Origin of the sequence: Dyella sp. (assembly GCF_035508675.1) — a bacterium.
Classification (GTDB): Bacteria; Pseudomonadota; Gammaproteobacteria; order Xanthomonadales; family Rhodanobacteraceae; genus Dyella_B.
The window spans coordinates 1-13605 of the sequence record NZ_DATJMN010000085.1 but is presented as its reverse complement, the minus strand read 5'-3'; the positions used below and the strand labels follow the sequence as shown (position 1 = coordinate 13605).

The following is a 13605-nucleotide window of genomic DNA, read 5'->3' as shown; positions in this document are numbered from 1 at the left end:
GGCTGAAGGCGCAACTGGATGCGGAAGGTTTGTTCGCGCAGGAACGCAAGCGCCCCCTGCCCCGCTTTGCGCGCCGTATCGGTGTGATCACCTCCGCCACGGGCGCGGCGATTCGCGATGTATTGAGCGTGATGTCACGACGCTGGCCACTGGTGGAAGTGGACGTGCTGCCCGTGCCTGTGCAAGGCCGTGAAGCGCCGCCGGCGATCGTGTCGATGTTGCGCAAGGCATCGGCATGCGGACGCTACGACGTGCTGCTGCTCACGCGCGGCGGCGGTTCGCTGGAGGATTTATGGGCGTTCAATGATGAGCAGGTCGCACGCGCGGTGCATGCCAGCGCGGTGCCGGTGGTCTGCGCGGTGGGGCACGAAATCGACTTCAGCATCGCCGATTTCGTGGCCGACTTACGCGCCCCCACGCCCTCCGCCGCGGCTGAGTTGCTGGTGCCGGACATGCTGGCGCTACGCCGGCATGTGGCGCAGTTGCGCCAGCGCACCGCGGCCATCTACGAACGGCGCTCGCATACCCGCATTCAACAACTCGACCACCTGCTGGCGCGCTTGCAGGCGCAACGGCCGCAGGCGCGGCTGGCACGCGATCGCCAGCGGTTGCAGCAATTGCATCGCCGCTTGCTTGCGTGCTGGCAGACGCAGTCGATGCACAAAACGACGCAGCTGGATCGCGTGCATGCGCGATTGCTGGCGCAGCATCCGCGCCAGCGCGTGGCACTGTTGCGGCAGCGGCTTGAACAGCATGCGGCACGGCTGCGGCAACTGATCCAGCACAAACTGCAACGCGATCGCCTGGAACTGCAACACCTCGCCCGGGCCATGCATGCGGTAAGCCCGCTGGCGACGCTGGAGCGCGGCTACGCGATCCTGTTCGACGCGGACGGCAAGGTGTTGCGCTCGGCCCAGCATGTGGCGGCGGATACGCCGCTGCGGGCGAAGTTGGCCGATGGGGAATTGTCCCTGCGCGTAAGCAAGAAGTAGCACAGCCTACGCATCCATTCTTCCCGCGACTCAAACGCATCCCCGCACGAATCGAACATCGGAGTACAAATAGCAGCGTTATCTTTGCAGGAGACGATGCATGAAGGCCGCGGCCTTGTTTGTGAAAGCGTTGGAAGCCGAAGGCGTAAGCCGCATTTTCGGCGTGCCGGGTGAGGAAAACCTCGATCTGGTGGAGGCGTTGCGCGAATCGTCCATCAAGCTGATCGTGACGCGCCACGAGCAGGCGGCCGGGTTCATGGCGGCCACCTGGGGCCGGCTTACCGGTGAGGCGGGCGTGGCGCTGTCCACGCTGGGGCCGGGCGCCACCAACCTGGTGACGGCAGCGGCCTATGCGCAGCTCGGCGCCATGCCGATGCTGATGATTACCGGGCAAAAACCGATCCGCACGCACAAGCAGGGGCTGTTCCAGCTGGTGGACGTGGTGGACATGATGCAGCCGCTGACCAAGTACACCCGCCAGCTGGTGTCCGCGGCGACGATTCCCGCGCGCATCCGTGAAGCATTCCGCCGCGCGGAGGAAGAACGCCCCGGCGCGGTGCACCTGGAATTGCCCGAGGACATCGCACGCGATGAGGTGGACGAATACATCCTCCTGCCGACCGAGTATGCGCGCCGGCCTTCGCCGGACGACGCCGCACTGGTGCAGGCGGCCGAAGCGATCAGCCTGGCCAGGCATCCGATCCTGATGATCGGCGCCGCCGCCAACCGCCAGCGTACGGCCGTCGCGTTGCGCACCTTTATCGACAAGCTCGGCATTCCTTTCTTCACCACCCAGATGGGCAAGGGCGTGGTCGATGAGGATCACCCGTTGTGGCTGGGCAATGCCGCGTTATCGGATGGCGATTTCGTGCATCGTGCGATCGACGCGGCGGACGTGATCATCAACGTCGGCCATGACGTGGTGGAGAAGCCGCCGTTCTTCATGCAGCGCGGACGGCGCACGGTGATTCACATCAATTTCTCGTCGGCTGAAGTGGACACGGTGTATTTCCCGCAGATCGAAGTGGTGGGCGATATCGCGCACACGGTGGAACGCTTGACCGATGCATTGAGCGTGCAGGAACACTGGGATTTCCAGTACTTCAACAAGGTACGCGAGGCGTTCCAGGTGCAGCTTGGCCAATATGCCGATGAAGCGCGCTTCCCGATGCATCCCGTGCGCATCGTTGCCGATACGCGCCGTTTCATGCCGGACGACGGCATCCTGTGCCTGGACAACGGCATGTACAAGTTGTGGTACGCGCGTTATTACAAGGCGCGCCAGCCCAACACGGTGCTGCTCGACAATGCGCTTGCCACCATGGGTGCGGGCCTGCCGTCGGCGATGGCGGCCAAGATGGTGTATCCGGAGCGCAAGGTGCTGGCGATCTGCGGCGACGGCGGCTTCATGATGAATGCGCAGGAGCTGGAAACCGCGGTGCGCCTGAAGCTGGACCTGGTGATCCTGCTATTGCGCGACGACGCCTACGGCATGATCCGCTGGAAGCAGGCAGAGATGGGCTACGCCGATTACGGCATGCAGTTCAGCAATCCGGACTTTGTGCTTTTCGCCCAGGCGCATGGCGCGCAGGGGCATCGCCCGCAGAGCGCGGATGAATTCCTGCCCACCTTGCAGCGCGCCTTCGACGAAGGCGGCGTACACCTGATCGACCTTGCGATCGACTATTCCGACAACCATCGTGTGCTGGATGAAGAAATCCGCAAGCTCAGCGCTGCGGTGAAGGAGTGACCATGCTCGACAAGACCTATCCCTATTACCTGGCCAACGAACCGCGCACCTCCGCCGAAATGATGGAGGTGTACGACAAATACAGCGGCGAGGTTGCCACGCGCGTCGCCGTGCCGGATGCACAGGCGACGGAACAGGCCATTCACGCCGCCGTGCAGGCCACCGGCCCCATGAAGCGTTTCAAGCCGTGGGCGCGGCAGGCGGTGTTGCAGCATTGCGTGAAGCGTTTCCAGGAGCGCTACGACGAGCTGGCGATGGCGCTGTGCATCGAGGCCGGCAAGCCGATCAAGGATGCCGCCGGCGAAGTGACGCGCCTGATCGAAACCTTCCGCATCGCCGCCGACGAAGCGGTGCGCGTGAACGGCGAAACCTTGAATCTGGAACTCGCCGGGCGCCTGGACGGTTACCACGGCTTTACGCGCCGCGTGCCGCTGGGGCCGGTGTCGTTCATCACGCCATTCAATTTTCCGTTGAACCTGGTGGCGCACAAGGTGGCGCCGGCGATCGCGGCAGGTTGCCCGTTCGTGTTGAAGCCATCGGAAAAAACGCCGATCGGTGCGTTGATCATCGGTCAGGTACTGGCGGAGACCGATCTGCCCAAAGGTGCGTTTTCGGTGCTGACACTGGACGGCAAGCACGCCACGCCGCTGGTGGAAGATGCGCGATTGAAGCTGCTTTCGTTTACCGGCGGGCAGATCGGCTGGGATCTGAAAGCACGCGCCGGCCACAAGAAGGTGACCTTGGAACTGGGCGGCAATGCGGCCTGTATTGTCGATGCCGATCAGCATGCGAACCTGGACAAGGTGATCGAGCGGCTTATCTTCGGCGCGTTCTATCAATCCGGGCAGAGCTGCATCAGCGTGCAGCGGATTTACGCGCATGCCTCGCTGTATGAAGAACTGAAGCAGCGCCTGGTCGCTGCCGTGAAGCAACTCAAGGCCGGCGATCCGAAAGACCAGAGCGTGTTCCTCGGGCCGATGATCGACGAAGCGGCGGCGGCGCGGCTGGAAGGCTGGATCAACGAAGCGCAGCAGGCCGGCGGCAAGGTTCTATGCGGCGGCAAGCGCAAGGGCAACATGCTCGAAGCCACCGTGATGGAGAACGTGCCGAAGGATGCCAAGGTCAATCGCATGGAGGCGTTCGGGCCGTTTGTGTTGCTGGTGCCCTTCGAGCATATCGACGAGGCGTTTGCGCTGGTCAACGATTCGGATTACGGCCTGCAGGCCGGCATCTTCACCAACAGCCTTGCGCATGGCATGCGCGCATGGGATGAACTGGAACAAGGCGGCGTGATCGTCAACGACGTGCCGAGTTTCCGCGTGGACAACATGCCGTACGGCGGCGTGAAGCTGTCCGGCATCGGCCGCGAAGGCGTGCGTTATGCGATCGAGGATATGACGGAGATTCGGTTGATGGTGATGCGGGAGGTATAGGCCCATCCCCAACGTCGGCGCGCGATCATGCATGGCGATGTTGGGGTTCGCGCTCGCTCACCCCAACCTACGACGGTTACCTGTGAGGGGAGTAAAAGGCGCTACGCCGAAACCTCAAGCTCCGCGCAAGGCGCCGTTCCCATCGACCGCAAGCGCACCACATCGCGCAACGGCGGCGCGCCATGCTGGCGGCTGTATTCGCGGCTGAATTGCGAGGGGCTTTCATAACCCACGCGATGCGCGGCGGTGGCCACGTCGCAACCTTCCGTCAGCAGCAATCGACGTGCTTCATGCAGGCGCAGCACTTTCTGGTACTGCAGCGGACTCATCGCGGTGATCTGGCGGAAATGATGGTGCAGCGACGATGGGCTCATGTTGACCATGCTGGCCAGCTCGGCGATGCGCAAAGGCTTGTTGAAATGCTGCCGCAGCCACTGGATGGCGCGGGCGATCTGCTGGCCCTGCCCGCCGGCCATGGCGATCTGCGCCAGCCGTACGCCCTGCTCGCCGGTCAGCAGCCGGTAGAGCAGCTCGCGCTCGATCAGCGGCGCCAGCAGGGCCAAGTCCTGCGGCGAGTCGAGCAGGCGGACCAAGCGCAGCAGGGGGTCGAGCAGGCCCGCGCTGACCGGGCTCAGGGCGATGCCGCGCGCGGTGACGGCGGAGGGCTTGGGCAGCCTCACCTCGGACAGCCACTCGCCGATGCGTACGGGATCCAGGCGTAAGGTGATGCACAGGCACGGTTGCTGCGGCGAGGCGCGCACCACCTGGGCGGTGACCGGCACGTCGATGGAGTTGATCAGGTAATGGCCGTACTCCTGCTCCAGGCGCTCCTCGCCCACCAGCACATGCTTGTTGCCCTGGAGCAACAAGCCCAGGCAGGGCTCGTACATGGCGCAGCTGCGGTCGCTGGGAGCGTCTGCGCGAAAGAACGACAAGGCCGGCCAAGCGGTCTGGGTGACGCCCTCGACCCGGGCGTATCGTTCAACGATGGCTGTCAATTCCTCGTAATCCTGCTCGAGGCGGGAGGGTATCTCGATCGCTTTAAGCTGTGTATTCATGCGGAATGCTGCTTGCCTAGAACGAATGAAGGTTGCCTGTTCCTGCAGATCAATGCGAGTGTTCAGCAGTGAATTTGCAGTATCAAGCAAGCATTTAGCAGGATTCGGCTACCCGGCTTTTGCTGCACTGCGCATACTTTGCGGCCTTCCCTGCCCTTACCCCCTTGGAGAACCGCATGGCCTTCAGCATCCGCGGCTACGCCGCGCAATCCGCCACCACGCCGCTGACACCCCATTCGTTCGAGCGGCGCGACGCGCGCGCGGACGACGTGGTGATCGATATCCTCTATTGCGGCGTCTGCCACTCCGACATCCACACGGCCCGCAACGAATGGGGCGGCTCCCAATACCCGGTGGTGCCCGGTCACGAAATCATCGGCCGCGTGGCTTCGGTGGGCGCGCAGGTGACCGGCTTCAAGCCGGGCGACCTGGTGGGCGTCGGCTGCATGGTGGATTCCTGCCAGCACTGCGCTGCCTGCGAACAAGGCCTGGAGCAGTACTGCCAGGAAATGCCCACCTTCACCTACAACAGCCGCGACCGTCGCGACGGGCTGATGACCTACGGCGGTTACTCCGAACGCATCGTGGTGAGCGACAAGTTCGTGCTACGCATTCCGGACGGCGTGGACCCCAAAGCTGCCGCACCCCTGCTATGCGCGGGGATCACCACCTGGTCGCCACTGCAACACTGGAAGATCGGCAAGGGTCACAAGGTGGCCATCGTCGGCCTGGGCGGCCTCGGCCACATGGGCCTGAAGTTTGCCAAGGCGCTGGGCGCGGATGTCACGCTGTTCACGCGCTCGCCCGGCAAGGAAGCGGAAGCGCGCCGGCTGGGCGCCGATCACGTGGTGCTGTCCACCGATGCGAAGCAGATGGCGGCGGTCGCGGGCCATTTCGATTTCATTCTCGACACAGTGCCGCACCAGCACGATCTCAATCCCTACCTGGCCACGCTGAAGATCGATGGCCTGCATGTACTGGTGGGCCTGGTGGAACCGGTGAATCCGCCGGTGCATGCCGGTAGCCTGATCTTCGGCCGTCGCTCGCTGGCCGGTTCATTGATCGGCGGCATTGCGGAAACGCAGGAGATGCTGGATTTCTGCGCCAAGCACCAGATTGGCGCGGATGTGGAGATGATCGACATCCAGGACATCAACACGGCGTACGGGCGGATGCTCAACAGCGACGTGCGCTATCGGTTCGTGATCGATATGGCATCGTTGAAGAAAACTGCCTGATGCATGGCGCCGCGCTGTTGCCCCTTCTTCCGAAAAGAGGGGGCACAGCATGCTCCCGCTATCGACTGGACGGCACGTTCCAACCCATCGCGTTGTAGAGGTGATACAGCCACACGCCGGCATATTCATGCAACGCCGCGTCGGTCAGCGCCAGGCTCTGGCTGCTGGGAAGCCAGGTGTAGCGCGAGCCCACATAGTCGGCACGCACCAGCAAGGCATCGATGCCGAAGTGCTCGAAAAACATCTGCGCGCGACGCATGTGCATGGCGGAGGTCACCAGCACCACGCGCTGCGGTGCATACGCCTTCAGCATGGGCTGCACGAATTGGGCGTTCTGCCAGGTGTTCATGCTGCGCGATTCGAGCATGAGGTCATTGCGATCCACGCCCATGCGCAGCAAGACCTCACCATAAACCACCGCTTCGGGCTTGCCGACATGCGCTGCATCACCGCCGCTGACGATCAGCTTGCAGTCGTTGCCGGTCTGCTTGCATTCGCGGTATAGCGTATAGCCCTCGACCAGCCGGTTGCCCGCAGGCACAGGCACAGTTACCTCACCGGTGGCGAAAATCAGCGTGGCACCTGCACCCAACACCACGATGGCATTGCGCGGCGCCCAGGTGATTTTCGGCCGCGTTGCATAAGGCGCTTGCAGGTGGATGGCCAACCACACCGACAAGGGGCCGCAAGCGCTGGCCACGAACAATACGAACGCTGCCCCGTAGAACATCCATCCGCCACGACCGCGACGAAAACGGTTTACCACGTAGCCCAGCGCGCAAAGCAGCACCAACAGCAACAACATCATGCGAGCCATCCTGGTCGAAAAACCGTAAGCCTAGCGCAACCGGGGATGTGACCGCTGGGCGTGATTCCCTTACCCTGCGGATGCCCTGATCCACTCCGCGTACCCGGCATGACACCGATGTTGCACACCCTCGCCGCGCCGTTTCAGCACAGCGAAGAGATTCGCAAGAGCCGCTTTCTGGCCCAGGCCGCGCCGATGGCAACGCCACAGCAGGCATTGGCGTACGTGCAGCAGGTGAGCGATGGGTCGGCCACGCATAATTGCTGGGCGTACCGCATTGGCCAGGATTATCGCTTCAACGACGATGGCGAGCCGGGCGGAACGGCCGGACGGCCCATCCTGCAGGCCATCGAGGGCCAGGGCATCGACCGCGCCGTAGTGGTGGTGACGCGCTGGTATGGGGGCATCAAGCTGGGCGCCGGCGGGCTGGTTCGCGCTTACGGCGGCACGGCGGCCGAATGCCTGCGGCTGGCCGAGCGCACCCCGATTGTGGCGATGGCGCGGCTGGGCATGCGTTGCGAGTTTGCCGAGCTGGCGCTGATGAAGGCACGCCTGAAGGAGCTTGGGGTGGTATTTGAGCAGGAAAGCTTCGAGGCCGATGGCGTGATGCTGCAACTGCAGCTTCCTGAGGCGCGGGTGGACGAGGCCAAGGCGCGTATCGTCGATATCAGTCGCGGGCGTAGCGAGGGGCGTGTGCTGGATGGCTAAGGAATGCAGGCGGCACATTGAATCACCTTGGGCCACCCCTATCTGAATTCAGATATCCCCCACGACGAAGCCCATGAGCACGACGCCCGCGAACGATCCCAAGCCCCGTCGCCGTATTGGTTCCCTGAAGCTGCTCTGGCCATTCGTAAAGCCCAACCGGATGCTGGCGTTGGGCTGGCTGGTGTTCCTGGCCATATCCTCCAGCTCTACTCTGGTGCTGCCGATCGCGGTGCGGCACATGATCGACCACGGCTTTCGCAACTCCAACCTGACGGCGATCAACGCCAGTTTCCTGGGCTTGTTTGCAGTCGCGCTGGTGATGGCGTTTGCGACCGCGGCGCGGTTCTACTGCATCTCGCTGCTGGGCGAGCGCACCTTGGCCGCGCTGCGCGCCAAGTTGTATGCGCACGTGATCCGGCTGGACGTGAGCTTTTTCGAGCGCAATCGCGTCGGCGAGCTGATATCGCGCCTGGGCACCGATACCGAAGTGGTACAGGCGCTGGTGGGTTCCGGTATCTCCGTGGCGCTGCGCAGCGCGGTGATGCTGGTCGGCGCGACGGCGGCGATGATCTGGACCAGCCCGCACCTGGCCGGCCTTACTGCGTTGGTGATTCCGGCCGTGGTGTTGCCGATTCTGATTTTCGGGCGGCGCGTGCAGAAGCTATCGCGCGCCAGCCAGGATCGCCTGGCCGATACGGCGGCGATCGCCAACGAAACGCTCAATGCCGCCACGGCAGTCAAGGCCTATGCACGTGAAGGCATCGAAAGCGAGCGTTATGGGAATGCCATTACCCGCGCGCTGGCCACCGCGCGCGAACGCATCGGCATGCGCACGATGCTCACTGCCGCGGTGATCGTGCTGTTCTTCGGCGCGATTACGCTGGTGCTGTGGGTGGGCGCGCGCAACGTGCTGGAGGGCAGCCTGGATGCCGGGGTGCTGGCGCAGTTCGTGGTGTACGCGATGCTTTCCGGCGGATCGATGATGGGCCTTTCCGATGTATGGGGCGATGTGCTGCGCGCGGCCGGCGCGATGGAACGCATCGGCGAATTGTTCAACGAGGAGCCCACGATTGCCGACCCGCCGCATCCGCAAGCCTTGCCGCAGCCGGTACGCGGCGCCTTGCGTTTTGAGGATGTGGAATTTCACTACCCTACCCGCCCCGACGCACCGGCGCTGCACCAGTTCAACCTGGATATCCGCCCCGGCGAAACGGTGGCGCTGGTCGGCCCGTCGGGAGCGGGCAAGAGCACGGTGTTTGCGTTGCTGTTGCGCTTCTACGATCCGCAGCGCGGGCGCATCCGTTTCGATGGCATCGATCTGCGTGCGATGAGCTTGCCCGAGCTGCGCGGCGCGATTGCCCTGGTACCGCAAGAAACGGTGATTTTTGGTGGCACCACCGCCAACAACATCCGCTTCGGCCGCCAGGATGCAAGCGACGAAGAAGTGCGCACCGCGGCTCGTGCCGCCGAGGCGCACGACTTCATCCAGATGCTGCCGGATGGTTACGAGGCGGAGCTGGGTGAACGCGGCGTGCGCCTGTCCGGTGGCCAGCGCCAGCGCATCGCCATTGCACGGGCGATTCTGCGCAATGCGCCGCTGTTGCTGCTGGATGAAGCCACCTCGGCCCTGGATGCGCAATCGGAAGCGGCCATCCAGCAAGCTCTGGAACGATTGGAAAAGGGCCGCACCACCCTGGTGATCGCCCACCGGCTGGCCACCGTGCAGCGCGCGGATCGGATTGTGGTGCTCGATGGCGGGCGCATCGTGGCGCAAGGTACGCACGAGAGCCTGCTGGCCGAAGGCGGCCTGTATGCCGAGCTGGCGCGGCTGCAGTTTGTGGCGTGAGCGGGAGGCTGGGATAACGTCCCAGCCCTATTACGGTGCTTGATGCCGGGATTTCACTCGAGCACGCGGCTGGTGATTATCAATTACCGTTTTTCTCGATTTAAAAAATCATCCAAAAAAGAATCACCCAAAAAGAAAACCCTGCACAAGGCAGGGTTTTCTCGTTGAAGCATGGTAACAACGACGGCTTCAGCTCGCGAGTTCGACGCCGGACGCCTGGGCACCCTTCGGACCCTGGGTCACTTCGAACTTCACGCGCTGGCCTTCTTGCAGGCTGCGAAAGCCCTTGGAGTTGATGGCTGAGAAATGGACAAACACGTCCTCCCCACCGTCCTCGGGCGCGATGAAGCCGAAACCCTTGGCATCGTTGAACCATTTGACCGTACCGAAACGCATTTGCGTGAACCTCTGAATCTAAGGACTGGATTGCACCAAGTCTCCGCGAGAACCACCTCTACCCCTAGGTCCGCCGCCCCTGGCACAGGCGAAGTATCCTCATGTTTTCAGGCAAAGCGCAATATGCACTGCGGCTTGGACGGGTTGGAATGATCAGCTTTTGAGCAGTTCGGCAAGAATGGGGGGGACGGCCGCCGTCGCCGCCGCCAGATGCGCGAAGATTTCCTCGATGCTGATTTCCGCCTCGTCACCGCAACCGGCGGCAAAGTTGGCGACCAGCGCCAGGCATGCGTAATCCAGTTCCAGTTCGCGCGCCAAGGCCGCTTCCGGCATGCCGGTCATGCCGACCAGATCGCAGCCGTCGCGTTTCATGCGCGCGATCTCGGCGCGGGTTTCCAGCCGCGGCCCCTGGGTGGCGCCGTAGCAGCCACCGTCGAGTACCGCGATGCCGGCCCGTTTTGCCGCACCGATCAAGGCAGTGCGCAAGGAAACGGTATACGGCTCGCTGAAGTCGATGTGTTTGACCTCGGCGCCTTCCACATCGCAATAACTCGTATAGCGCCCGTGGGTGTAATCGATGATCTGGTCCGGCACGACGATGACGCGCGGCCCCATGTCGTGGCGAATGCCACCGACCGCATTCACGCCGATGATGCGGGCTGCGCCCAGATGATGCAGCGCCCATAGGTTGGCGCGGTAATTCACCCGATGCGGCGGCAAGCTGTGGCTTTCGCCATGGCGGGCGAGGAAGGCGATGCGGCGGCCGGCGAACTCACCCACCACCACGTCGCCGGAAGCCGGGCCATAAGGTGTATCCACACTCTGCCGCGTGGCATTTTCCAGGCCGGGGAATTGATACAGGCCGCTGCCGCCGATCACGGCGAGGTCGATGGGATGCGTCATGGAAATTCCTGTTGTTCGTAGCTTGGGGTGAGGTACAACCGAACCCCGACGTAGCAGCATGCATGGCGATGGCGGGGTTCGCACGCACTCACCCCAACCTACGGCGGCTATTCTTTCAGTGCATAGATGGCAGGCAGATTACGGCCTTGCTCGTAGTAATCCATGCCGTAGCCGAACACATAGCGATCGGGCAGCTCAACGCCGTTGAAATCGCTCTGGATACCTTCGACGCAACGGCCATGCACTTTGCGGCACAGCGTGGCGACCAGCACGCGCCTGGCGCCGCGTTGCAGGCAATCGTCGCGCACGGCCTTGAGGGTGTGGCCCTCATCGAGAATGTCATCCACCAGCAACACCGTGCGGTCTTTCAACACAGCGGAAGGTTCGCGCAGCCATTGCAGGTCGTTGCCGGAGGTGGCGCCGCGGTAGCGCGTGGCGTGGACATAATCGAATTCCAGATCGGTGCGGATCGACAGCGCAAGCTGGGCGCCGAACATCAGCGCGCCGTTCATCACGGTGAGAAATACCGCGCGCTCGCCATCGAGCGTGGCATCGACAGCACGCCCCAAATGGGCGATGACGCTTTCCAGCGCCTCGCGCGTGAACAGCACATCGGAGCGGGTCAATGCTTCGGCCAGCGAAGGAACCGTAGTGGTGGTGCTCATGGCAACGCCCTTTAGCTATTCAATGCGGTAACGCGCGCGACGAACTGATCGCGCTGCGGATTATCGAGCAGACTGGCCCAGGTCGAGCCGACCGCGCCGCGCAAGGCGGCGATGCGCTGCACGCTGGCTACGGAAGGCATCGGCATGGCGGCGATGGCTTGTTCCACTACGTCGGGGAAACAGGCAAGCACCAGATCGCAGCCGGCCTCCAGGTGCGCGTGCACGCGTTCGGCCACGCCGCCGGCGACACCGGCCGCCGCCATGCTGATGTCGTCGCTGATGACGGCGCCGTTGAAACCGAGCTCACCCCGCAGGATGTCCTGGATCCAGCGGCGGGAATAGCCGGCCGGCTGTTCGTCCACCGCTGGGTAAACCACGTGCGCCATCATCACGGCTTCGGCATGGGCCGCAAAACCTTCCTGGAACGGACGCAGATCGTTCCGGCGAATCTCATCCAGCGAACGCGGATCGATCGCCTGTGCTTTGTGCGTGTCGATGGCGACCGAACCGTGGCCGGGAAAGTGCTTGAGCACGGCCGCCATGCCGCCCAGGTGGATACCGCGCACATAGGCGTGGATCAGCTCGCCGGCAATGTCGGGATCGGCATGAAAGGCGCGCGTGCCGATGGCGGCATTGCCGCGCGCGAGATCGGCGACCGGCGAAAAACTGAAATCAATGCCGCTGGCGCGCAATTCGCTGGCCATCACCCATGCATGCTCCTCCGCCAGCTTGATGGCTTCGGCGGGGGCGCGCTCATACCACTGGCCGATCTTCATCAAGGGCGGCAGACGGGTGAAGTCGGTGCGGAAACGCTGCACGGGACCACCTTCCTGATCCACGGCGAGCAGAACATCCTCGCCGGCAATGTCGCGGATCGATCCCACCAGCGCCAGCAGTTGCTCGCGGTTGCTGTAGTTGCGCGAAAACAGGATGACGCCAGCCACACCGGGCGCGGTAAGCCAGGCATGCTCGTGCGGAAGCAATTGGGTACCGGCGATGCCGATCAGCAGCATCAGGCGTTCTCCTCTGCCTGCGTATCGGTAGCGCTGCGCTCATCCTCATTCCATTCGGAATACGGATGTTCAAGCAGATTGACGTTGTAGTAGCGCGCCAGGCTGCTCACTTCGCGGCCCAGCCAGTCCGGGCGCGGATAGACAGCATGTGTTTCGGGCAGTTCGAGTTCCGCCACCACCAGGCCACGGTTGGCGCCGAGGAATTCGTCGATCTCGAACATCCAGCCATCGACGTCCACATGGTGCCGAATTTTTTCCAGCACGCCGTTGCACAACGTGTCGAGCATGGCCTGCGCATCGGCGAGTGCTAGCGGCAACTCGTACTCGGCGCGCGCAATGCCCAACTCCACCGATTTGATGTTGAGCCAGGCCTGGTCGCCGCTGATGCGCACACGCACCGAAGCGCGCGCCGTGCCATCGCGCAAGGCGCGTACGCCCACCAGATAACCCTGCGCGATGTGCTTGCTGGTGGTGATGGCTTTGCGCCAATCGTCGTTGGCAAGCAGGAATTTTCGTTCGATCTCGATACCCATCGCGGAAGTTTACCTGCGTTCGAACAGTGCAATGGATTCCACATGCGCGGTGTGCGGAAACATGTCCATCACGCCGGCCGATTTCAAACGGAAACCATGTTGATTCACCAGGATGCCGGCGTCGCGCGCCAGCGATGCAGGGTGACATGAGACGTACACAATGCGATCGGTCTCCTTGTGCGGCAGGTATTCCAGCACCTTGTCCGCACCGGCGCGGGGCGGATCGAGCAGCAGTTTGTCCCAGCGCTTGCGTGCCCAATCG

General features: G+C 63.3%; 13 protein-coding genes and 1 pseudogene. 6 read left to right on the top strand and 8 right to left on the bottom strand.

Features of this window, described 5'->3' with window-relative positions:
* From xseA to VMA74_RS04865, 3 genes are all read left to right on the top strand, one after another.
* Nucleotides 1-992 (top strand): exodeoxyribonuclease VII large subunit (xseA, locus tag VMA74_RS04875; RefSeq protein WP_325365367.1); only part of this gene is annotated, 992 nt, incomplete at its 5' end.
* Between the two features lie 100 nt (nt 993-1092).
* Entirely contained in the window at nt 1093-2742 is a 1650-nt protein-coding gene (locus VMA74_RS04870; RefSeq protein ID WP_325365365.1) for an acetolactate synthase large subunit, read from the top strand.
* Between the two features lie 2 nt (nt 2743-2744).
* Nucleotides 2745-4175 carry an aldehyde dehydrogenase family protein gene (locus VMA74_RS04865; protein WP_325365363.1) on the top strand — a complete coding sequence of 477 codons (1431 nt, stop codon included), beginning with the start codon at nt 2745-2747 and terminating at the stop codon, nt 4173-4175.
* Nucleotides 4176-4276: 101 nt separating this feature from the next.
* Here VMA74_RS04865 and VMA74_RS04860 read toward each other — a convergent pair whose 3' ends face one another.
* A complete protein-coding gene (locus VMA74_RS04860) occupies nt 4277-5233 on the bottom strand; it encodes an AraC family transcriptional regulator (RefSeq protein WP_325365361.1) in 957 nt (318 codons plus the stop codon).
* Nucleotides 5234-5409: 176 nt separating this feature from the next.
* On the opposite strand from VMA74_RS04860, the gene VMA74_RS04855 reads away from it, so the two are divergent.
* Nucleotides 5410-6471, top strand: coding sequence for an NAD(P)-dependent alcohol dehydrogenase (locus VMA74_RS04855; protein ID WP_325365359.1), 1062 nt, complete (start codon nt 5410-5412; stop codon nt 6469-6471).
* A 58-nt stretch (nt 6472-6529) separates the two neighbouring features.
* Here VMA74_RS04855 and VMA74_RS04850 read toward each other — a convergent pair whose 3' ends face one another.
* Entirely contained in the window at nt 6530-7279 is a 750-nt protein-coding gene (locus tag VMA74_RS04850) for a YdcF family protein (protein WP_325365357.1), read from the bottom strand.
* Between the two features lie 108 nt (nt 7280-7387).
* Between VMA74_RS04850 and VMA74_RS04845 the strand changes: the two genes are divergently transcribed.
* The gene (locus VMA74_RS04845) at nt 7388-7987 is read left to right on the top strand and encodes a YigZ family protein (RefSeq protein ID WP_325365355.1); all 600 of its coding nucleotides are present in this window, start codon (nt 7388-7390) and stop codon (nt 7985-7987) included.
* A 73-nt stretch (nt 7988-8060) separates the two neighbouring features.
* Nucleotides 8061-9833, top strand: coding sequence for an ABC transporter transmembrane domain-containing protein (locus VMA74_RS04840; protein ID WP_325365353.1), 1773 nt, complete (start codon nt 8061-8063; stop codon nt 9831-9833).
* Nucleotides 9834-10022: 189 nt separating this feature from the next.
* Here the strand turns inward: VMA74_RS04840 and VMA74_RS04835 are convergent, their stop codons facing one another.
* From VMA74_RS04835 to VMA74_RS04810, 6 genes and pseudogenes are all read right to left on the bottom strand, one after another.
* Nucleotides 10023-10229 carry a cold-shock protein gene (locus VMA74_RS04835; protein WP_325365351.1) on the bottom strand — a complete coding sequence of 69 codons (207 nt, stop codon included), beginning with the start codon at nt 10227-10229 and terminating at the stop codon, nt 10023-10025.
* A gap of 153 nt (nt 10230-10382) precedes the next feature.
* Nucleotides 10383-11132 (bottom strand): S-methyl-5'-thioinosine phosphorylase, encoded by a 750-nt coding sequence (locus tag VMA74_RS04830; RefSeq protein ID WP_325365349.1) that lies wholly within the window; start codon nt 11130-11132, stop codon nt 10383-10385.
* A 107-nt stretch (nt 11133-11239) separates the two neighbouring features.
* Nucleotides 11240-11797, bottom strand: a complete 558-nt coding sequence (locus tag VMA74_RS04825) for a hypoxanthine-guanine phosphoribosyltransferase (RefSeq protein WP_325365348.1) — start codon at nt 11795-11797, stop codon at nt 11240-11242.
* A gap of 11 nt (nt 11798-11808) precedes the next feature.
* The gene (gene nagZ / locus VMA74_RS04820; protein ID WP_325365346.1) at nt 11809-12810 is read right to left on the bottom strand and encodes a beta-N-acetylhexosaminidase; all 1002 of its coding nucleotides are present in this window, start codon (nt 12808-12810) and stop codon (nt 11809-11811) included.
* Entirely contained in the window at nt 12810-13343 is a 534-nt protein-coding gene (locus VMA74_RS04815) for a CYTH domain-containing protein (protein ID WP_325365344.1), read from the bottom strand. The genes nagZ and VMA74_RS04815 overlap by 1 nt, the downstream gene beginning before the upstream one ends.
* 9 nt (nt 13344-13352) lie before the next feature.
* A pseudogene (locus VMA74_RS04810) lies at nt 13353-13605 on the bottom strand (23S rRNA (uracil(1939)-C(5))-methyltransferase); the annotation flags it as partial.